The sequence below is a fragment of the Novipirellula artificiosorum genome, from assembly GCF_007860135.1.
GTDB classification, from domain to species: Bacteria; Planctomycetota; Planctomycetia; order Pirellulales; family Pirellulaceae; genus Novipirellula_A; species Novipirellula_A artificiosorum.
Genome location: NZ_SJPV01000007.1, coordinates 415,035 through 437,174 on the forward strand (window position 1 = coordinate 415,035; position 22,140 = coordinate 437,174).

The following is a 22,140-nucleotide window of genomic DNA, read 5'->3' on the forward strand; positions in this document are numbered from 1 at the left end:
TTTTTCCTCTTCCGTAAGAGAATTCCTTGAGCCGAGACACCATTTCCGTACGTGGTTGTCGCGTCCACAATCTTCAAGATATTGACGTCGATCTTCCCCGTGGCAGATTGATCGCATTTTGCGGGGTGTCGGGGAGCGGCAAAACGTCGCTGGCAATCGATACGCTCTATGCGGAAGGGCAGCGGGCTTACATCGAGAGCTTTTCTGCGTACACCCGCCAATTCCTCGCGCGGCTCGATAAACCCGATTGCGACTTAATCGAGGGGATACCGCCCGCAATCGCGGTTACGCGTGCTGGCGGCCCTCGCACGAACCGCAGCACCGTGGGAACGGCAACCGAGATTGCCGATCACTTGCGATTGCTGTTCGCAAAGGTCGGACAACTCTTCTGTTACCGTTGCGGAGAACCGGTCGTCAGCGACGATCCAGCGGTCGTCGCGGAAGAAATCGGCCGCGGGCCCGAAGCGACGCGGGTGATGGTTGGATTTACCGTCCACTTGCCCAGCCGCAAAGCGGCCAGCGAGATCCTGCTGGGGTTGCAGCAAGAAGGCTATTTGCGGCTGGTGGCCGGCAATCAAACCTTCCACCTGTCCGACAGCGACCGCGCGACACTCGCACGAATGGTTGGCAAGAAGGGAATCGATTGCATCGTGGTGGTCGACCGGATCGCATCCGATGCCGAGCTCGGCCGAGTGACCGAATCGCTCGAAACTGCCATGAACGAAGGGCACGGTCGCGCGGTGGTCCTGTCGCAGGCCCGCTCCGTGGGGCCAGCCGATGCGGTCTCCCCCGCTGCGGGACGGTGTGTCGACAACACGATCGAAATCGATGGTAACCCTTGGCTTCGTCGCACGATCAGCCGCGAAAAGCGTTGCGACGCTTGCGATATCGACTATCCGGATGCCGTGCCACGGTTGTTCAACTTCAACAACCCCCTCGGTGCGTGTCCCATTTGTGAAGGCTTTGGTGACGTTGTCGATGTCGACATGGACTTGGTCGTTCCCGACAAAACCGTGTCGCTGGCCGAAGGAGCGATTGCGCCGTGGAATACGCCTTCGTACGAACACGAGAAGTTTGAGCTTTTGGCCCTCGCGGATGACTACGACATCCCGACCGATGTACCTTTCTCGTCTCTCACCAAAAAACAACTGAAGTGGATACAACAGGGTGTCCCGGAGCGAAACTTTGGTGGGCTGGATGGTTTTTTTGCTTGGCTTGATCGAAAAAAATACAAGATGCACCTTCGCATCTTCGCGTCACGTTACCGTAGCTATCGGCCCTGCCCCGAGTGCCATGGAAAACGCTTCAATCCAATGGCGTTAGCCTATCGCATCAACGCAAAGAACGTCGCCGATTGTCTGGCGATGCAAACCGACCAGGCGGATCTTTTTTTCGCAAACCTGCCACTACCGCAGCGTGATGCTCAAATTGCATCCGAGCCACTGACTCAGATTCGTGACCGGATCGGCTACCTCCAAGCGGTCGGGCTCGGCTATCTGCAACTTGACCGAACCCTGCGCACACTTTCCGGTGGCGAAACGCAGCGTGTCGCACTCACCGCCGCACTCGGCAGCAGTTTGGTCAACATGCTTTACGTGCTCGACGAACCGACGGCGGGTTTACACCCAGCCGATGTCGATACGTTGGTCCATGCCATTGTGGGGCTTCGGGATCGAGGAAACACGGTGATCGTCGTGGAGCATGATGAAACCTTGATTCGTATGGCAGATCAAGCGATCGAAATCGGGCCCACGGCGGGGCGCTTGGGCGGTAAGGTCATCTTCCAAGGAACGCCCAAGCAAATGTTGAAAGATAAAAACAGCATCACGGGCCAATTCCTGAGCGGCAAGCGAGGCTGGACGCTACGGGACCGCAAACCCAGGAAACCTCGCGGCTTCCTGTCGCTCGAAGGAGCCAGCGGGCACAACTTGAAGGAGGTTTCCGTTGAGTTCCCGCTCGGGGTGCTTTGTCTTGTTACGGGGGTCTCTGGCAGTGGCAAAAGCTCGCTCGTCCAGGACACTCTCTATGGTGCGATTCGTTCACGAAAGACGAATTCACTCACCGCCGTGTTACCATTCCAAAGCATCAAAGGATTGAGCCAAGTGGATGAGTGCATGCTGATTGACCAATCGGCAATCAGCAAGAGCGCTCGAAGCTGTCCCGTCACCTATGTGAAAGCGTTCGATGCGATTCGCAAGGTATTTGCCGACACAGTGGACGCCAGGACGAGAAACTACGGTGCCGGTCACTTCAGCTTCAATAGTGCAAAAGGCCAATGTAGTGAATGTGAGGGCTCGGGTGTCTTGCAGATCGACATGCAATTTCTCGCTGACGTGACGATGCGTTGTCCGTCGTGCCAGGGCTCACGCTTTCGCGATGAGATTTTGAAAGTCCGCTATCGGGACCGTACGATCGACGACGTGCTGAACATGACCGTCCGTGAAGCCGCATCGTTTTTTCGTGGTGAAGGGAAAGTGCAAGAGCGTTTGAAGCGATTGATCGATGTCGGACTGGAATACATCACACTCGGGCAGCCGGGAACCACGCTTTCCAGTGGTGAGGGTCAACGTTTGAAGCTGGCAGCGTTTCTGGCGTCCGCCTCACGAAGACGCACCCTGTTTATCCTTGATGAACCAACCACCGGATTGCACTTTGCCGATATCGTTCGGCTGGTCGATTGCTTTGACGCCCTGCTGGCCGATGGCCACTCCCTTATCGTGGTGGAGCACAACGCCATGTTGATGCAAGCGGCCGATTACTTGATTGACCTTGGCCCCGGCGCGGCGCAAAACGGAGGCAATGTGGTCGCAACCGGAACACCGGCTGAAGTGATGAACTGCGAAGAAAGCGTGACCGGTAAAATGCTGGCGCGGCGTTAGGATTTGCCGGAAACCGCCCGGCACAGCGCCATTCATCACGGTTCTCGCCTGTTCCGGTACAATGATGCAACTGCTGTCACAAAACCGTTTCGGACCACCCCGAAGAACTGGAGTCTAGAAAAGATGAAACGTCACCAATCTGCCCCGTTCGATCAACGCGTTCTTGACCTCTACGATGACTACGCACACGGACGTTTGTCACGCCGCGACTATGTCAAACGATTGGCCGCCTTTGCGGTCGGTGGGCTAACGGTCGAATCGCTCGAACAGAGTTTGGCCCCCAACTATGCGCTCGCCGAACAGGTCTCACCGAGTGATCCGCGAATCAAGACCAAGACCCTTTCCTATGCCTCGCCGAAGGGTGCTGGCCAAATGAGCGGATTGATGGCTTGGCCAAACGAGGAGAACGGAAAGCGATTCCCGGCGGTCCTCGTCGTTCACGAAAACCGGGGACTCAACCCCTACATTGGCGATGTCGCACGGCGATTGGCCGTTGCCGGATTCCTAGCCTTTGCCCCTGACGCGTTGACGCCTCTGGGCGGCTACCCCGGCAACGACGATGAGGGCCGTGCGATGCAAGCGAAACGAGATGGCGAAGAGATGGTCCATGACTTTATCGCCGCTGCCGAGCTGTTGAAGACACACCCGTTGTCCACCGGAAGGGTCGGAGCGGTCGGTTTCTGCTATGGCGGCGGAATGGTGCTGACGTTGGCGGTGCGAATTCCTGATACCGTCGCTGCGGTGGTTCCCTTCTACGGACGCCAGGTGGATGCCGCCGATGTCCCCAAAATCAAGGCGCCGCTCTTGATCCAAAATGCCGAACTGGACGGCCGCATCATGGCCGGCGCCGCTGCCTTCGAAGCTGCTTTGAAGGAGCACGAGAAGTCGTTCGAGTCGCACGTTTACAAGGGTGTCAATCACGGATTCCACAATGACACGACGCCTCGCTACGACGAGAAGGCGGCCGAGTTGGCTTGGAAACGAACCATCGACTTCTTCAAACAGCAGCTCGCCAAATCGTAGGATCGAGCGAGAAACAGGTTGGGAATGAAAGGACCCTGCCTGTCACGAAACATTGCGTTCAAATCACTCGACCGAGAAACGGTGCACGGTCACTTCGTTCAATGTTTCACCTGGCTTCAACAGGGTCGTGGGAAAAGTGGGAACGTTCGGTGCATTTTGAAAATGCTGCGTCTCTAAGCAAAACGCGTCGTGGCCGCCTGCACCAGCGGATCGTTCGTTGCCTGGCAAATAGTTTGCCGTATAAAGCTGGACGCCAGGCTGGGTGGTTTCGATTTCTAACACGCGGCCCGAATCAGGATCGACCACGCGTGCGGCGGGTCGGAGCGTTCCAATCTCACCTTGGATTGCGTAGCAGTCGTCGTACCCGCCCGTCGCCGACAGCTGGTCGATTCGAGAAGCAAACGACATCGGGCTGCGAAAGTCCCAGGGGGTGCCCTCGACGTCTCGGAACTTCCCGCCGGGAATTTTGTCTTCGTCAACATCGAGAATCTTGTCAGCGTGAAGGGTCGCGACGTGATCCATCGCCGTTCCGGTGCCGACACCGCCCAGGTTCCAGTAACTGTGGTTCGTCAAATTCACATGAGTCTTGGCGTCGGTCGTGGCGGTGAAAGCGATGGTCAATTCGTTGTTGTCGTTCCAGCCATAGTCGGTCGTCACCGACACGGTCCCCGGATAGCCTTCTTGGCCATCGGGGCTCACTAGCGTAAACCGTACGCCGATTGCATCGTCGGTCTGGTAGCTTTCACCTTCCCAAAACTGATAGGTAAAGTTCTTTTTTCCGCCATGAATGTGATGTTTGCCGCTATTTTTGGTCACTTCGTACTTTTTGCCGTCAATCGTGAACGACGCATTGCCGATCCGATTGCAAAACCGCCCCACGGTGCTTCCAAGAAACGGGTGACCGCTGAGATAGCGATCAAGCGTAGGGAACATCAAGTTGACATTTGCCATGTTTCCATCGCGATCGGGCACGTTGACATCCAACAGGCTCGCCCCCCAATTCATCACCGAGACGCTGTTGCCGAGCGAGTTGGTCAGAATGTACCGAGTGACTTCGCGGCCCACTTCGGTTTTGCCAAAGGGTTGGGTGGTAATGTTCATCGAGGAGGAATCTTTCGCTTCAGTACACGAATGAGAAATGAAAAATATCGCGACCAGCGCGGAAACCAGTGACGATCCGAGGCTGCGAGAACTTAACATTCGAACGCTTTTTGGGGTATGAGGGTGATGGTGGTTGCCAGCGAAGAGCCGCGCAGCAATCATCAAGGTAGGAGCACGTCATCTCAAATGCAACCATCGCCAACCCGCTCGCTCGAAATCGGCACTGTGTCGATCGGATTTCCGGTCGTCCAGGCTGCGCTATCGGGATACAGCGACCTGCCGATGCGGGTCATTGCGCGTCGCCATCAGGCTAGCTACACGGTTTGCGAGGTCATGCTCGACCAGTTCTTGCTGGCGCTGAGCAAACGCCAAAAGACGAAGCACTTTCTCGATATCCACCCCGATGAGTCGCCGGTGGGGGGGCAATTGATGGGGGCAGAGCCGGAGCAGTTTTCCGCTGGCGCGATGAAATTGGTCGAAGCGGGATTCAACATTATCGACGTCAATTTTGGCTGTCCTGTTAAAAAGGTGCTCGGCCGATGTCGCGGTGGCTTCCACTTGTCACAGCCCTCTGTTGCCATTGAAATCTTGCGGCGAACCCGTGATGTGGTACCCGATTCCATTCCCGTAACCGTCAAAATGCGCCGTGGAATGGATGATTCGTCGGAGTCCCGGGACGCATTTTTCGAGATTCTCGATGGAGCCCGGGATGCGGGACTGGCGGCAGCGACCATCCACGGACGAACCGTCCAACAACGTTATGTCGGCCCGAGCCGGTGGGGCTTTCTTGCCGAGGTGAAGCAGCATGTTGGCGATTCGATCAAGATCCTAGGCAGTGGCGATTTGTTTTCGGCCGAGGATTGCGGGCGGATGATCGAACAAACCGGTGTGGACGGCGTGACGGTCGCTCGCGGCGCAATCGGCAATCCGTGGATCTTTGCCCAAGCCTCCGCACTTGCGGCTGGCAAGCCGTTGCCGCCACCACCGACGCTTGGTGAACAAGCCGAAGTGATGCGCGAGCATTTTTCCTTGTGCGAACAAACCTACACCGTGGATCGTGCTCCGCTGTTGATGCGAAAGTTCTTTATCAAATACTCTCAAAGCCATCCGGAACACGAGGTGGTCAGGTTGGATTTCGCCCATTTGCGGACGCGAGCCGAATTCGAAACCGTGATCAAGCGGCACTACCAAGCCGATCGAGCTGGCCGCTATGTACCAAGGCATTACTACCGATCGCAGGCGGAAGAATAGGTGCCAGTCCGCCCGCGCAAGCCAAAACCACACTGCGTCCGGCGTTCGCACTACAATGGATCTCAGAGACACGCGACAGCTGCGGCAGACCACTCACAAGCTTTCAGTGGAACGCATTCATCACGGAGTGATGCCATGATCACGGGCTTACCTCAGGTTTCGAATCCCTCGTTCGCGGACTACCCCGGTCGCTACTGGACGTCTCAGTCGGATGGACGCATTCACTGCAGGCTGTGTCCTCGCGAATGTCGCTTGAAGCCCGGGGACCGCGGTTTCTGTTTTGTGCGAGTCAATCGCGATGGCCAAATGGTTCTCGACACCTATGGTCGGAGCACTGGGTTTTGTATCGATCCGATCGAAAAGAAGCCACTGAATCATTTCTATCCGGGAACTCCGGTGTTAAGCTTCGGCACGGCCGGGTGCAACCTCGGATGCAAGTTCTGCCAAAACTGGGATTCTTCGAAAAGCCGAGAAGTCGATCGGGCGAGTGCGGCTGCATCGCCAGACGAAATCGCTGCCGCTGCTGCGGAACACGGATGTCGCAGCGTCGCGTTTACGTACAATGATCCCGTCATTTGGGCGGAGTATGCCATCGATACCGCCGTGTCGTGCCATGCCCTGGGTCTGAAAACGGTTGCCGTCACGGCGGGATACATCACACCCGAGGCTCGTGGCGATTTTTACGAGGTCATGGACGCAGCCAATATCGATTTAAAAGGCTTCAGCGAAGCGTTCTACTATCGGCTCACCGGCGCACACCTGGATCCCGTTCTTGATACGATCCGCTATGTTTGCCGCGAGACCGATTGTTGGGTCGAATTGACGAACTTGATCATTCCCCACGCAAACGATTCGTTGGATGAATTGCGGCAGATGTGCGATTGGATTTTGGAGAATGTGGGTGACAGCGTTCCCATTCACTTTACGGCGTTCCATCCTGATTATCGACTGAACGATCGGCCACGGACATCGCTAGAGACATTGGTCAGGGCATACGACTTGGCTCGACAAACGGGACTCAAGTACGTTTATGTCGGTAACGTTCATGACGTCCAGCGGCAAAGCACCTCGTGTCCGTCGTGTGGCGAAATGCTGATTCGCCGTGATTGGCACCAAATCGAAAGCTACACGCTGGACCAGAACCGATGCGGGAAGTGCCAGTTCACGATCGCCGGCTTCTTCGACGACCGGCCTGGATCATGGGGCCAGCGTCGTTTACCGATCCAAATCAACCGCATCGTCAATCTTACCGACCAACTCGAGCCCGAGGATCAAGGCATGGAGACCAAAGCGAACGAAACGGCTTCGGCACCAAGCGACGATTTGTTCTTCACCACCGATGAACGGATCCGGATCCACCGGGTCGCATGTCGGTTGGTCACTGCTGCGGTTTTTAACGAGACCATTGATGTTCGCGACGATCTTGGCGATTTGGCAGATCGGCCGATTGCAGGCATCTTTGTGACGCTTCGTCGCGGCGAGACGTTGCGAGGATGCTGTGGTTCGCTGGGATCCCAAGTGCCACTCGGCCATGCCATCGTCGAGGCTGCAAACCGTACCGCAAAACACGACCCCCGAATGGCCCCGATCGCGGCGGTCGAATTACCTCACTTGACCGTTTCATTTTCGATTCTGGGTCCGTCACGACCGATTGGTGCGAAAGGCGCAGCACGCGCCGATGCGATTGAGATTGGTAAACAGGGGCTGCGAATTCGCATGGGCAAGCAAGCGGGTTTATTGTTGCCCGTGGTTGCAACCGAACGCAACTGGAATGCGGAGCAATTCCTAGACGCCGTTTGCACGAAAGCCGGATTACCGCCAGCGAGTTGGCAGAGTCGTGACGCAAGGATTGACGTCTTCGATGGAATCGAGTTTGGCGGTCCTTACATCAACGAGGAGGATCGCCCGTGCCAAGACGCTTCTGTTCTCAATCCAACCGAAGTGCAACGTTTAGCGGATTGGGTCGAAGCGAATTTGGTCGCACTGCATACCGGAGCGACTCCATGCTACTATGCCAGTGATGTCAACGACGTTTCGGTGCTCGGAATCGTTTTGGAAGTGGTTCACAAACAGTGGCCAAAATCGAAGAGTTGGACGCAGTTTTCCCTGAGGGACCTCCTTCCGCTTCAATCAACGCTTTTCCAAATGACTCAAAACGCTGCACGATCGCTGGTGGCGGAAGCGACCGATGATGGTTGGCACGTTCGATTGGCGATTCTGAGTTCCGCCATTCATCATGGCACCGATTCGCAGTGCGAGCTGTCGGAAATCGACTGTAAACGACGGGCGCTTGTGGCTCTGGAAAATCGTCGCTGGTCGATCTGCTACGATACGTCGACCGATGCTGTCACGTTGTTACAGACGACGTTGGCGGCCGAACCGTTCCGCAAGGGCGTCACTCAAGTCTACTCGGTCGTTTGTGACTCGAATGCTTCCGCGATTGCAGCATCCCAGGGTCCCAAAGCGATCCCAACCATTAGCTCGCGTCCTGCGGCGGTCGCCGGTACTTTCTATGCCGCATCGGATAAGGATCGTGAACAACAGGTTGACGAAATCATCGAGGGTTTCGATTCCGTCGAGAAGCGTCCCGTCGCCGCCGCGATGGTGCCTCATGCGGGACTCCGCTACTCCGGTCGCATTGCAGCCGAGGTGTGGCGGAGAGTCGAGTTGCCCGAGACCGTCTTGATCATCGGACCGAAACACACTGCCGACGGGGTTGATTGGGCGGTTGCCCCGCATGACCAATGGCAATTGTCGGACTCCGCATCGCTGAGAGGTGACGTTGAGTTAGCGCAACGGATCGCCGATGGCGTTTCCGGCATGGCACTCGATGCTGCCGCACACCGCCGAGAACATGGAATCGAAGTCCAATTGCCGCTGTTGTATCGCTTTGCCCCGCAAACGAAGGTGGCTGCAATCGCGATGTCCGGCGGTTCGATCCAAGAATTGACGGATGCGGCATCCGAGTTGGCGAATTGTTTGCAATCCATGAGCAAGCTTCCCTTGCTGGTCATTAGCAGTGACATGAACCATTTTGCCGACGATACCGAGAACCGACGGCGTGATCGAATGGCACTCGACCCATTGCAACGGCTCGATCCCGAGGGGCTGCTCAAGGTATGTGCCGAGCACAATATCAGCATGTGCGGCCAAATCCCGGCTGCATTGGTGTTGTTGACCTTAAAAGCCATGAAGGTACAAGCGAGGTACACGGAGATCGCTTATGCGACTTCGGCCGATGTCTCTGGCGACAAGAGTCGTGTTGTCGGATATGCGGGCGTGCTGTTCGAATAAGAGAATCGCGTTCACCATCTTCGGCCGCGTCGATGCCCGGCTCGTCGGGCGTGGGCTTCAAGGGCTCCGCCAGCCGCGTGCGCCATCGCGTTGATCAGCACTTGAGTCATCGGATGGGTTGCAACCCGAGTGATTTGTTCCATCGCGTTCGGGCCCCATCGCTGAGCTGAGCGAATCGTTTGCCACAAGTCTTCGACATCCTGTTCGTCTTGGGCCCGATATAACGCGTCGGTCACGTCCAGCGTTCCAACAAACTGGCTGCGAGCTGAATCGAACTGCAGTGCGCGGAACCGCTGGATCAACTGGCCAAGCGAATTCATCATCGACTGCATGTGCAAGGCTCGTTCATGCTGTTGCTGTACTTCTTGGTCTAAACGATTGAGCTGGGAATCGGCACCGATCAATCCTGCAACAATCTGGTCATCCGACAACTCTGCCGTCTGGCGAGCACGCCGGCTCAATTCGCGAGTGTCGAATCGTTGAAGCGTATTGCGAAACACGGAAATCGCCTCCCGGTAGTAGGGCCCGCGAGGATCTTCCAAGTCGGTCAACTGCGACTCAATTTGCCGTGTCTGCTCGGTCGCTGCATCGACCTCCGTGATCTTCTCGTCACGACGCTCGCGTGCCTGATGGACCCGATTCACTTCATCGGGCAACCCTTTCTGTGTGGCAACACGATCCCGATGACGTTCCAACTCCGCCATCACCACATCAAGCGACTGACGATCCTGTGCGATGATCTCTCGCATCTGCTCTGGGGTATTCTTTAGAAAATCGTAACCTTGCTTTGCCTTGCTGTAGTCGATGTACCGAGCTAGCCATCGGTCCATCCGCCGCGTGAGTCCGCGTTTGCCGTATTGACTGGTTCCAAAACTTTGGTCTTTCAGGTACCCAAACAGAGTGCTCTGTTCGTAAGCTGGCAACTTTCTGGCGGCATCTTGGTCGATCTCTTGCAAGTTTGCTTCCGCTCGCTCCAAAGCTGCTTCTGCTTTTGCGGCCCGGTCCGATAACGTCACGAACTCAGCCGACTGTCGCAGTTCTTGTTCAACCTGGTCGGAAACCTCCTGCATTTGCTCCACCGCATCGTCGCACTGAGAATTAACCCCCATCAGCTCTGCTTCCAAATGGTGCCGACGTTCATTCGCGTCCGACAACTGGCCTCGAACTCGAGTGGTCTCTTGCTCTTTTCTTCTCAGGACCTGTGCCAGATCCGAGCGCACCTCAACCCATGTTTTACGCACGGCCTCTGTACTGAGCTCCGGCAAGTAGTGCTCTGCCAACTTCACGAGCGCCTCACCACGGGAATCCTCGAGGTCATCACGCTGCTTGGTCGAATCTTGCAGCGTTCGTTCCTGCTCCAAGCGAACTTGTGCGTTTGAATAGGCGTCCATTAATTGTTGATGAACGACGGGACCTGAAATAGGCATAGATCAACTTTGCGTTTTCAAGAGGACTTTGACTTTTCAAGCACGGCTTAACCGAAAAGAAACCACAAACCACCGGCGGCGACCGCAAGCGTCCCGGCTGCGATGGCGATCCGATCTCGCCAAACCCACAAGTGAGCTAAGACGTTTTTGAATCCTGGTTGCGGATCCTGGTAAGTGTGGACGGTGGCCAGGTATTGGTCGATGGCGGCATCCATTTCCACCTCCGTTACTTTATCGCCCGTGATTTGTGCGGTCCGCATCAATTTCTCGCGAAGCCCCGATCGGATATCATCGCGGCGAAACATCTCTTCGGCCGTTTCGCGTCGATCGCGGAGCTCGCGAGCGACGTCCATCACCCGCAGCGTTTCCTCAAGCGTCAGGTTTTGCCCTGGCAGTTCGATGTCGGAGATCGATTTCGATTTTTTGGGTGCGGGTTGCTGGGCTTGGGCAAGGTTTGGCATGTCGGCACACGGCGAGTGAAAACGGGGATTTTCGGTAGAATGTAATCCATCAACGTCCGCACGATCCATGAGTGGCGTGGACAGCCTGCCCTCATTCTGCGGCTGGAAACCACAGCCAAGTCGGGCACGGACCATGATGGATCGAGCGATCCTAAGAAGCGTCATTCTAGCGGATTGCCAAGACTTGAAGAGTACCGGGGGGCACGATTGCCTTCGACGGCGTTTCGCCGTACCCTATGCTCAATCGATCCCTTCTCTTTTTCGGCGTGTTCGACGCCTTCACTTGTGGAGATTTCACGGTATGTCCGACCAAGCTCAAGCGTCTGCATCGCAGCCAAGCCGAACCGTCACCAAAACCGCCATGGAAGTCGCGGCGGAACGCGACACGAATTCCATGCGAGAGTACCTTGATCGCGCTTTGGTGGTCCTGAAGAAATTTGGTGTCCAGACCGGAAATGAGGCCCCCCAAGAACTGATCTCGCTGCTCGAGGAAGTCCGATACCTTGATGAAGGTAAAGTGGTCGCAATCGCCGATGTGATCAAACACATGAGCTCCTTCAACGCGTTGGTGCGTGAGAACGTCGAGAGTATCCAGATTGGCAACCGATACATGGACATTTCGCAAATGTTCGATTCGGTTCGAGAAGACAGTAAACGACTGATCTCGCAACTGGATGACGGTAAGATTAGCGGCACCGAGAAAGTATCCAATTGGTGGATGAAGATTCGTCGCGGCACACCCAATGATCGCTTTGAGAAAATCGTCGAGGTCTACAGCGATGTTGCCAAGGACACCAAAGAAGCGCTCCGCCGTGAAGACGCGATCATGGAAGCGTACATCGATTTCCGTTTTGCGTTGAAGGAAGCCGAAGTGCTGTCGCGAGAGTTGCAAGACAAGCACGGTCCGATCTTCCAAGATGCTAAAGATGGCTTGGCCAGTGCCCAGAAGGCGCTGGATGAGTACACGGGCACCGACGAAGGTGGCAAAAGCAAGCTGGAACTCGCTCGCGATGAAGCCCGCTTCAAGTTCGAAAAAGAAGACGAGACCTATCAGTTGTTGAAGGATATCGCCGAGAATTTGGAGATTGGTTACGACGTAGGCGAAACGCTGATCACGAAATTAAAACAAACCCACGATGTTAAGGAACGCGTCTATCGCCGTGCTGTAACGTTCTTTACGACTAACGAACATGTCTTTACGATTCTTGGAACGGTTTACACCAGCCAACATGGGTTGCACGAAGTCACGCAAGCGACCGAGGCGATGAAAGATGGCGTGAACAAGGGGCTTGAGGATGTCGCTACGCTTGGCCGGTCCCTCGAACGCGCTGCATTGAAGGCTGGCTACGGCAGCACCATCGACCCCGAATCGGTTCAAAAACTGGTCGATGCGATTAGCGGATTCCAAATCGAATCACTGGAAATGATCGCCGACTTGCGCCGGGAAAGCGAAGAGAGCACGAGGGCGATCCGCAAGAGCGTTGAAGAGGGCAAGAAAAAGTACCAAGACACACTCGCCCGGCACGCTCGTGGCGAATCGGTCAGGCCCTAGGGAGCAAGCGACTGCCGAGCGCCAACGGCTTTCGACTTGGCGTTGATCCAACAAGACAGAGAAGACCATTCCATTGCAAAACGATACCGACACACTCACTTCCCTGCTTGGACCTTCTGCGGATCCGGTGGCCGCAGGATGGCGCCTGCGAGAAATCGCTGAGGGTGGGCAACACGACGGAGCGGATCTGATTGCGGAGTTGTGCAACCAGATCGGATCGCCAAGTTCGCCCGGTCCACTTCATAACAGCGATCCTGCGATTCTCGGCGGATTGTTGCATCTAATTCATACGCTGATGCTGAGGCGGGCTGGAGAAACGCTCGGAAAATCGCTGCATGAATTGAACCCGCAATGGATCGAGCGTCTCTACCCGGCGCTGCCGCCGTTGACGCCGAATCGGCATTTGCTGCTGCAGCTGTTGGCCATGATTCGGTCACGGGAATCCTTGTCGATTCTGATGGATTTGATGATTCAATCGCCACCGAGCAAATGGCTCGATGCCGCGTTTGCGCTGAGTCCGTTGATGCAGCACGCCGATTGGCAAATCAATTGGGTGTTCCCCAAAGTGATGCAATGTCTGCAGCATCCCTCCTTGGCAGCTCCGGTGTTGGATCTCGGCAACTATTTGGTGCGAGCTCGCAAGGTCCAGCCGCATCCGGCCGCAGAGCAGGTGGCCATGCTGAATCATTTGCTCGGTGAAGTGAGCGGACGGTTGGGCCATTTTGAGGCGAACCCCAGGGCGTTTGGTGACGATGTCGAAACGGTCCAAGCGACCCTGGGTGAAGCGGTTGCATTGGCGGTTTCGCTCTGCGATGCATTGGGGCTGATCGGTGACGCTTCATCGATTGGAAAGTTAAACCAAACCATTGAGTTGAAGCATCGTCGCGTTCAATGCGAGGCAGCGGGTGCGTTAGCGATGCTCGGCGATGACATGGGTAAAAAGCGATTGTTGGAATTGACGGCGGACCCCGCTGCGCGATTGCGGGCGATCCAATATGCCGACGAACTTGGATTGGGTGAAAGCGTTGAACCAGAAATGCGATTGGAAGCCGCGACGGCGGAAGCCGAAATGTCACTCTGGTTGACTCAGCCTCAACAAATGGGGGTGCCACCAACGGGGGTGGAAGTGATTGAGACGCGTCGAATGATGTGGCCCAGTTTCACAGAACGAATGGATGTACATTTGGTTCGATTCGAATACAACTTCGGTGACAAACAATACAGCAACGTTGGAATTACCGGCCCCGTCGTGTTTGCGATGTCGGCGGACGTGGCCGACTTGCCGGTGGACGACATCTACGCGATCTACGCCGGTTGGCATGCCGAGCATGAAGAGATCTTCGCGGTCCCCGCGTCCCAATTCAATGAGGCTCAGCATCGAGCCATGGGGCTCTACGTCAAACATCTCGATCAATTGGGATACGAAGAGATCAAACCCGAATTGCTTGGGTTTTTCTTGGACGAGCAAGCGGGGGTCTTGTCCGCAAAGCGAGACGGAACCGAGTGTGTGGTCGTGACCGATGCATTGGAAACGATCGACCAGCCGATTGCGGGACGAGTTCGACCGCTCCGTCCCGGCGACCTGTTTAATCTCTACAAAGGGCGCAAGATGCTTCGGACGTTCAACCCGCCCAGTAATATCGAATAGTGTGAGAAAAGGAAGGAAACAGTCATGGCCTTCAAACTCGGGCCCGTGCAAGATGCAGAGAATCGGCTCAAACGCGACTTCATCGATTTCGCTCGAATGTGGGCCGACGCGAAAGAGCAGTGGCTCGACGATCGATGCCGAAGCTTCGAGCAGGAGCATTTGTCGTCACTTGGACCGAGCTTGAACCGGTTCAGTGCTGCGTTGAATGAGTTTTGCGATGTGATTCGCCGTTCGGATGACACGCTTCGTGATGATAACCCGCCCGGCGGAACGTTCGACTAGAATGGTTGGCGTGCCGCAACAATGATGTCTTCGACTTCTTGCACGATCCAGCATGAAAGATTCCTCCGTACGCCCCACCGGACTACTCGATCCGCGACGTCAACAGCGGTTGCTTGCGGCGTTGTCGCAACGGTTTCTGTCCAGCCTTCACGACCATCACGCGTTGCTTGAAACCCAGGCGGATCAATCCAGCGAACTTGAGAAAGAACTGCTGGCGGTTCGAACCGAGAAGACCGCGGATTGCCGATCCGAACGCCGCGAAATGCTGCAAGCGTGGGACGATGCGGATGAGAAACTCATTGGGCGGTACGAGTCGTTTGCGATCCAAAACCGCCAGGAACAGAATCGGCTAACCGCAGTCTATCGTCGGAAAACCGCTGAAGGAAAAGAGGCGATCGAGCGGAAGTATGTCGCGCGCTGCGATGCAATTCAACATCAATACGACAAACGCAAGGATCGTCCCGGCCAACAACGGGATCGCGAGGTTGCGGAGATCGACCGTTCACTGCATGCCATCGATACCGAAGTCGCAGCGGTCAGAGAACTGACGATCCAGCGTCTTGATCATTTGCCCGATCTGCCTCCAGCCGATTCTTCCGATGACGATCTGGGCGTTGCGGTACCGAAATCCGTGGGCGAATCCATTGAAGCGATTCACCACTTGACCGAACGATGCCGATCGGTTGCTCAACAAATGCATGCGGGATTGGCATCGAAGGTCGTCGATTCGTACATCCTTCCCTCCTGCGTGGCAATCGTCTGCGTGTTGTGGGCGATCCTTGTTTTTCTGTTTGGCCCAAGGCCGCCTTGGGTAACGATTATGGGCGGTGTCGCCCTTGCGGTGGTGATTGGCTTCCTCGTCTTCTTTGTGTTCCTGTGGCCTTTAAAGAAGATGACGCGGCAGCTTTACCCAGCGGTGGAACGGATCCTCCAAGCCGCGGATCGCAGCGCGGACCAGGGGCGTGGCATCGCGGCGAGAATCGCGTCGGACTCGGAGGCCGACTTGCTTTCAACGCGAAACAACCATTTGGCCATGGCCGTACGGTGGAAAAACGAGCAATTGCAACAGCTCGAAACAGCCCTGGAAATTGAACGTGAACATGCTCGAATCGCACTGATTGAATCGCTGCAGACTGAGAATCAGCGATTCAAAACCGAGCGTCATCAGATGTCCGAAACGATGCACGGCAAGGCGGATGCCGTTGCTCAGCACATTTCGGTTGAGTTGGCCGACGTGGATCAACAGCTCAATCATCGGCGTCAATTGGCATCGGCTCAGCGCGAGCGTGAGCGGACCCATTTGGTCCGCCGACTTGAACACGGAGTGCGAGGCGGATTGGCCCGGATCGACGAGATCCAGCAACACGTTCGGCGACGGTTTCCGGCTTGGCAACAGGTCATTGAGCAACACGCTTCACCCGCCGATGGAACCGATTTTATCCCGATTGGAACACTGCGCGTTGGCGAAAGTTTGCGGTCGGTGCTGGAAGATCGTGGGGCCGATCATGACGAGCAAGATCGTCCTCTCAGCGAGGTTCGTGCAGCGATCACGGAGGTCGACGTCCCCGAAGCGTTGCCCGTGGTCCTGCATCGACGATTGCATAGCGCGCTGGTGATCACGGCACCCCCCTCTTCGATGGCCGGTGCGATCGAAATGGCCCATCAAGTGCTTTGGCGACTGCTGACCGGAACCCCGGCCGCCAGGTGCAAGCTGACCCTGATCGATCCTCTCGGACGAGGCCAGAACTTTACCAGCTTTATGGCGCTCGCCGACCATGATCCCTCCCTTGTGGGGCATCGTGTTTGGACAAGCGATGCACAAATCAACGAGCGACTCAGTGAGCTGTCTCAACATGTGGAAGATGTCTTGCAGGCCAGCCTTCGTGATCGCTTCCAGCGAATCGAAGACTACAACGCATTGGCCGGTTCGATGGCGGAACCTTACCGTGCTATCGCTGCGATTGGATTTCCGGAAGGGCTTAACCGCGAGGGCTACAAGCATCTTCAAGCCTTGATCGAGAGCGGTTTGCGATGTGGTGTCTTCGTCGTATTGGTTTGCGATCAATCGAAGCCGTGGCCAACCGACATGCCGATGCCTCATTCGGAAAAGGTCTTACAGATTGACGCGGACTCTGAAGGAAATTGGCATCTCAAAACGGACGGATTGGAATCGTTGCCCTTCGAGTCTTGGGAGTCGCCGCCCGCGCGACTGCGAGACGCGCTTGTGACCAACGTGGGTGAAGCTGCGGTCGCAGCTTCGCGCGTTGAGATTCCGCTTGGTAGTATTTTAAAGGATGACGAAGCGGCATCGGGTTCGACCGCCGACGGGATCGAAATCCCGATTGGCAGTCAAGGGGCAAACCGTCATCTCGATCTCGATCTCGGTGAAGGCGTTCGGCAGCACGTTTTGATCGCGGGAAAGACGGGGTCGGGCAAGAGCACCCTGCTGCATGCGATCATCACCTCAGGCGCCTACCGCTACACGCCAGACGAATTGCAATTCTACCTTTTGGACTTTAAGAAGGGGGTTGAGTTTAAACCCTACGCCGATGCCAGTTTCCCACACGCCCGGGTCATCGGAATCGAGAGCGAGCGTGAATTCGGCCGCAGTGTGCTGCAGCGTCTTGATTCGGAACTGCAACATCGTGGTGAACAATTCCGTGCCGTTGGTGTGCAAGAACTCGCTGAGTATCGTCGATCGGCTCGCAAAACGATGCCTCGGATCATGTTGGTGATCGACGAGTTTCAGGAGCTTTTCGTCCGAGACGACCGGTTGGCAGGTGATTGTGCGATGTTGCTCGATCGCTTGGTCCGACAAGGTCGATCTTTCGGGATGCACGTGGTGCTCAGCAGTCAATCGTTAGCCGGAGCCTATTCTCTGCCGCGTGCGACGCTTGGGCAAATGGCGGTTCGAATCGCAATGCAATGTAGCGAATCGGATGCCGCTTTGATCCTGGCGGATGACAACACCGCCGCGCGGCTGATCAATCGTCCAGGAGAAGCAATCTACAACGACGCAGGTGGACTGATCGAAGGCAATCAGCCTTTTCAAGTCGCTTGGCTGTCAAACGAAGCCCATCGAGATTTGTTGCAGGTCATTGAGTCGCGAGATGCAAAGTACGCCCGATCGTTACCGCCGGCAGTGGTGTTCGAAGGGAACCGTCCATGCCGCTGGACCGAGGCGCTTGCTTCCGCAGCAAAACCGGTTGCGTCGCCCGGCGCAGCGCCGGACCTTTCGCTGCACGGGTTGCTGGGCGAAGCGGTCGAGATTGGTCCTCCCGTATTCGTCAAGTTGACACGAGATACGGGGCGCAATTTGCTGCTCATCGCTCCGCCTGAATCGCGAAGCGCCGTCGTCGCGACCTGTTTGGCAAGTTTTCAGAAATCGAATTCCCAGTTGGAAGTGGTTTACTTTGACGGTAACCGCGTCGATGACGGCGAATCCTTGAACGGCTGGATGGCGGAATCCGGTATCAACTTCAAGTCGGTGAAGGTGCGTGACGCCGAGTCCGAAATGGTTTCGCTTCGTGATTTGGTTCAATCACGAATGGAAGCCGAGCAGGTTTGGCCCCCCGTCGTGGCGGTGATTGATCCGATGGAACGGTTCCGCGATTTGCGACAGGAGGAATCCTTCAATTTCTCGCTCGACGCCGCGGGCGGGTCGGTCAGCGGATCGGTGGCGTTACAGGATTGCTTGCGAGACGGTCCCGGCGTGAATGTGTTCGCGTGTCTCGTGTGCGGATCAGCCGAGACACTCTCGCGTTGGTTACCACGCGCGTCGCAGCATGATTTGGAGTTGAGAGTCCTTGGACGCATGAACGCATCGGATTCTTCCATGTTGATTGACTCGCCGATCGCGTCTGAACTCTCGGCGGCAACGATGTTGCTGTATGATGACGCAGACGGTCGAACTCGGAAGTTTCGGCAATGCGATTTGCCCAAACCAACCGAGGTTCACCGCTGGCTCGAGTCGTGAACGACGATTGACGGTCTTGGCTTGGCACGCTACTTTTCGCCTTACGACCACTTATCCGACACATCGATTGAAGCCACACCATGACGCCGCTTGATAAGAAACGCCGCAAAAAGTTGCAGGCGATTTTGGACAAAAATCACGGGTATCGTGATTACCACGATAACGATGTGGCAGTTGGCAAAATCGGCAAGTACGGTTCGGGGGTCTTCGCGCAACGTCAATTCTTGCCTGGCGAATTGGTTATCGAAGTGCATGGCCAATTACTAAGTCAGAAAAACTACGATGGCTCCAGTTATGTGATGGAGGTCAACAAGGATTGGTTCTTGGAACCCGCCATTCCCGCAGCTTTTTTGAACCATTCGTGTGACCCGAATTGTGAGCTTGTGCACCTCACGAAATGGACCATGGGGTTGGTTGCGATTTGCAACATTGAGGCGGAAACACAGATCACATTCGATTACCGCTGGACCGCATTTGAAGGAGTCCCCAAATGCCAATGCGGATCCCCCGTTTGTCGCGGCTGGGTCGTCGCAGCAGAAGACGTCAAGAAGATGGAACGCATCGCAAAGCGAAAAAAGAAGAAATCCTAACGCTCTGGCCAGGATCAAGTTTTGGGTTGGGGCTCGATGCCGTTCCTTGTACAAGCTCTTGTGACTTCGATTGGATTACTGCGGGATTTGTGTTCAGATCATGCCGAAGGCATTTTGGCAATTAGCCCCGGATCGCGCATCCGGGGGCCTGAGGAAGCAAATGATCCCTTCGGGGTCGATCGTCCCTTACCGCTGGCGCGACCCTTGGCTTTGGAATACAACGCCAGCGGGCGTAAAGGCACTCTTTAGAGTCAAAGGTTCTGATACAATCGTGGTCATTCGGTTGTGTTGAGGTATACATTTTCCATAACTCTTACGGATTCGAAACCGCGATGTTCCTTCGTTCCACCCTCTCCGGTTGCTTCTCTCTTTTGTGCTCCCTGACTTTTTTGGTGGCCGCTCCACCAGCTGAGAAGCCTGAACCGGATGAAAAAATCGCCTACAAAAACGTCGACAATGCTGAGTTGATGCTGCACGTGTTCCGGCCAAGCGACGAGGACGGTGTGAAGGGAAAACGCAAAGCCATCGTCTTCTTCTTTGGTGGCGGATGGAACGGCGGAACACCTGCACAATTCTATGCTCAAAGTCGCCACTTAACCGAGCACGGATTGGTTGCGATTTGTGCGGACTACCGCACCGCATCACGACACAAGACAACACCCAAGCAATGCGTGCAGGATGGCAAATCGGCGCTGCGATGGATTCGCAGCCATGCCAATGAATTGGGTATCGATCCCGAATGGATTGCTGCCGGCGGTGGGTCGGCGGGAGGTCATGTTGCAGCCACGACGGCAACGGCCAGCAACATCAATGAGCCTGGCGAAGACACCACCGTCTCCTGCCGCCCTCGTGCTCTCGTTCTGTTCAACCCCGTGTTTGACAACGGTCCCGACGGATATGGATACGAACGTGTCAAGGACTATTGGAAGGACTTTTCACCGCTACACAACTTGAGCGCGGACATGCCACCCACGTTGGTCATGTTTGGCACCCAAGACAAACTCGTTCCTGTCAAGACAGCACAACGGTTCCAGCAGGAGATGCAGGAACTGGGAATTCGTTGCGAACTGCGCCTTTACGAAAACGACGCGCATGGGTTTTTTAACACGAAACGATACGATGAGACCGTACGTGACATGGATCAGTTCCTGCAATCGCTCGGGTTTTTCGAATGAAGGTCGACAAAGCAGCATGACTGACAAGTTAGGCATCCCCGAGAGAATCGGCGCAGCGATCAACGAACTTGATATCGATTTCAGTCGGTTCTCGTTGGTGGGTTGGATCGTGAGTTTACTGTCTCTCATCGCGGGTGGCGGAGTCGCCTATCTTGTTTGCATGGCCATCGTCAGGAGGAATGGTCTTGACCGCGCAACGGGAATGGTCTTTTGCATCACCGTTATCTCCATCTCAACGCTCACCTTTTTAGCACTTCGTCGAGTCGCTCAATTCAAGGGGTGGTCCATTACCAAGCGCGAAGATGAATGACGACGCCAGCGACGATGTCCGCGAAAAAGCCGTTTCGATTCCGGTAAGGGGATCGGACGCGAGGAACCGATGGGCACGCCCGCGAATTGATTCTGGCGAGGCTCACCGAAAGAGGTCTCGATAGTAGTCGATACTTTTCCGCAGTCCTTCTTCGATCGAGACTTCGGGATCGAACCCCAAGCGGCTTCGCGCGACGTTGATATCGGCGAGCGAATCTCGGACGTCGCCAATCCGGGCGGGTTCATGCACCGGATCGATCCCTTGCCCAAGAATTCCACGTAACAGGTTCAACAAGGTCAGCAGCGAGGTTCGTTCACCGCGACCAATGTTGAACGTCCCTCCGGCCGCGGCATCCGTGGTCGCCGCTAACATGTTTGCCTTAGCAACGTCGCCGACGAAGACGAAGTCTCGAGATTGCTCGCCATCACCGAAAATGATCGGTTTTTCGTTGGACAAGATCTTCGCAACGAACCGCGGAATGACGGCGCTGTATTCGCTTTGGGGATCTTGTCGCGGTCCGAACACATTGAAGTAGCGCAGCACCACCGTTTCAATCTCGAAACTCTGATGAAACGCATTGCAATAGGCTTCGGCCGCAAGCTTGGCAGCGGCATAGGGTGACAAGGGGGCCACCGGATCCGATTCGCGTTTTGAAACAAAGGGGGAATCGCCGTAGGCAGCACTTGTCGATGCCAGCACCAACCGCTTGACGCCGCCCGACGCGGCCGCGTGCAACAACTCAACGGTACTGGTCGCGCACCAAGCATGACACAGCGCCGGTTCACGGATGCTTCGTGGCACGCTGGCCATCGCTGCGTGATGAAAGATGTAATCGATCCCCTCGACCGCTGCTGCGACGTCATCACGGTTGGATGCATCGCCATCGATCACGTCGACGCCGTCATCCGATTCCGTATGCACAAGATTGTGTTTGAATCCGGTACTGAAATTATCGAGCACTCGGACCGTGGCTCCCGCGGCACGCAGTCCATCGACGAGGTGGGATCCGATGAAGCCGGCACCACCGGTGACAAGGCAGTGGCTGCCGCGTAAGCGATCGAGTGGATGGGACATGGGCGACATTCGATGGGTTGCTGGAAAAAAGGGGGGGCTGCTATGGAATTGTACACCCTATTGATGAAACACCGGTTCGCGACCCTCAATTCCTCTC

15 protein-coding genes are annotated in these 22,140 nt (G+C 55.8%); 11 read left to right on the forward strand and 4 right to left on the reverse strand.

Going from position 1 to position 22,140, the window contains the following annotated elements:
• The first annotated feature begins 26 nt into the window (after positions 1 to 26).
• Together uvrA and Poly41_RS20335 are read left to right on the forward strand one after the other, a co-directional pair.
• Positions 27 to 2,879, forward strand: a complete 2,853-nt coding sequence (gene uvrA, locus Poly41_RS20330; RefSeq protein ID WP_146528551.1) for an excinuclease ABC subunit UvrA — start codon at positions 27 to 29, stop codon at positions 2,877 to 2,879.
• A gap of 123 nt (positions 2,880 to 3,002) precedes the next feature.
• Positions 3,003 to 3,902, forward strand: a complete 900-nt coding sequence (locus tag Poly41_RS20335) for a dienelactone hydrolase family protein (protein ID WP_146528552.1) — start codon at positions 3,003 to 3,005, stop codon at positions 3,900 to 3,902.
• A 63-nt stretch (positions 3,903 to 3,965) separates the two neighbouring features.
• Here Poly41_RS20335 and Poly41_RS20340 read toward each other — a convergent pair whose 3' ends face one another.
• Positions 3,966 to 5,003 (reverse strand): aldose epimerase family protein, encoded by a 1,038-nt coding sequence (locus tag Poly41_RS20340; RefSeq protein ID WP_146528553.1) that lies wholly within the window; start codon positions 5,001 to 5,003, stop codon positions 3,966 to 3,968.
• Between the two features lie 186 nt (positions 5,004 to 5,189).
• Here Poly41_RS20340 and Poly41_RS20345 point away from each other — a divergent pair, with 186 nt between their 5' ends.
• Entirely contained in the window at positions 5,190 to 6,254 is a 1,065-nt protein-coding gene (locus Poly41_RS20345) for a tRNA dihydrouridine synthase (protein WP_231615803.1), read from the forward strand.
• Between the two features lie 135 nt (positions 6,255 to 6,389).
• Entirely contained in the window at positions 6,390 to 9,548 is a 3,159-nt protein-coding gene (gene amrS / locus Poly41_RS20350; protein ID WP_146528554.1) for an AmmeMemoRadiSam system radical SAM enzyme, read from the forward strand.
• Between the two features lie 11 nt (positions 9,549 to 9,559).
• Here the strand turns inward: amrS and Poly41_RS20355 are convergent, their stop codons facing one another.
• The gene (locus tag Poly41_RS20355) at positions 9,560 to 10,975 is read right to left on the reverse strand and encodes a hypothetical protein (RefSeq protein WP_146528555.1); all 1,416 of its coding nucleotides are present in this window, start codon (positions 10,973 to 10,975) and stop codon (positions 9,560 to 9,562) included.
• 47 nt (positions 10,976 to 11,022) lie between these two features.
• The gene (locus Poly41_RS20360; RefSeq protein WP_146528601.1) at positions 11,023 to 11,436 is read right to left on the reverse strand and encodes a DUF6384 family protein; all 414 of its coding nucleotides are present in this window, start codon (positions 11,434 to 11,436) and stop codon (positions 11,023 to 11,025) included.
• Positions 11,437 to 11,737: 301 nt separating this feature from the next.
• On the opposite strand from Poly41_RS20360, the gene Poly41_RS20365 reads away from it, so the two are divergent.
• The 7 genes from Poly41_RS20365 (at position 11,738) to Poly41_RS20395 (ending at position 20,969) form a co-directional block, all read left to right on the forward strand.
• Positions 11,738 to 12,988 (forward strand): cell surface protein, encoded by a 1,251-nt coding sequence (locus Poly41_RS20365; protein ID WP_146528556.1) that lies wholly within the window; start codon positions 11,738 to 11,740, stop codon positions 12,986 to 12,988.
• A 73-nt stretch (positions 12,989 to 13,061) separates the two neighbouring features.
• Entirely contained in the window at positions 13,062 to 14,636 is a 1,575-nt protein-coding gene (locus Poly41_RS20370) for a HEAT repeat domain-containing protein (RefSeq protein ID WP_146528557.1), read from the forward strand.
• Positions 14,637 to 14,660: 24 nt separating this feature from the next.
• A complete protein-coding gene (locus tag Poly41_RS20375; RefSeq protein ID WP_146528558.1) occupies positions 14,661 to 14,918 on the forward strand; it encodes a hypothetical protein in 258 nt (85 codons plus the stop codon).
• Between the two features lie 52 nt (positions 14,919 to 14,970).
• Positions 14,971 to 18,894, forward strand: a complete 3,924-nt coding sequence (locus Poly41_RS20380) for an FtsK/SpoIIIE domain-containing protein (RefSeq protein ID WP_146528559.1) — start codon at positions 14,971 to 14,973, stop codon at positions 18,892 to 18,894.
• Positions 18,895 to 18,974: 80 nt separating this feature from the next.
• Entirely contained in the window at positions 18,975 to 19,484 is a 510-nt protein-coding gene (locus Poly41_RS20385; RefSeq protein WP_146528560.1) for an SET domain-containing protein, read from the forward strand.
• 392 nt (positions 19,485 to 19,876) lie between these two features.
• Positions 19,877 to 20,659, forward strand: coding sequence for an alpha/beta hydrolase (locus Poly41_RS20390; protein WP_231615804.1), 783 nt, complete (start codon positions 19,877 to 19,879; stop codon positions 20,657 to 20,659).
• A 16-nt stretch (positions 20,660 to 20,675) separates the two neighbouring features.
• Positions 20,676 to 20,969 (forward strand): hypothetical protein, encoded by a 294-nt coding sequence (locus Poly41_RS20395; RefSeq protein WP_146528562.1) that lies wholly within the window; start codon positions 20,676 to 20,678, stop codon positions 20,967 to 20,969.
• Positions 20,970 to 21,071: 102 nt separating this feature from the next.
• Here the strand turns inward: Poly41_RS20395 and Poly41_RS20400 are convergent, their stop codons facing one another.
• On the reverse strand, positions 21,072 to 22,043 hold the full coding sequence (locus Poly41_RS20400; protein ID WP_146528563.1) for an NAD-dependent epimerase/dehydratase family protein: 972 nt from the start codon (positions 22,041 to 22,043) through the stop codon (positions 21,072 to 21,074).
• Positions 22,044 to 22,140: the final 97 nt, after the last annotated feature.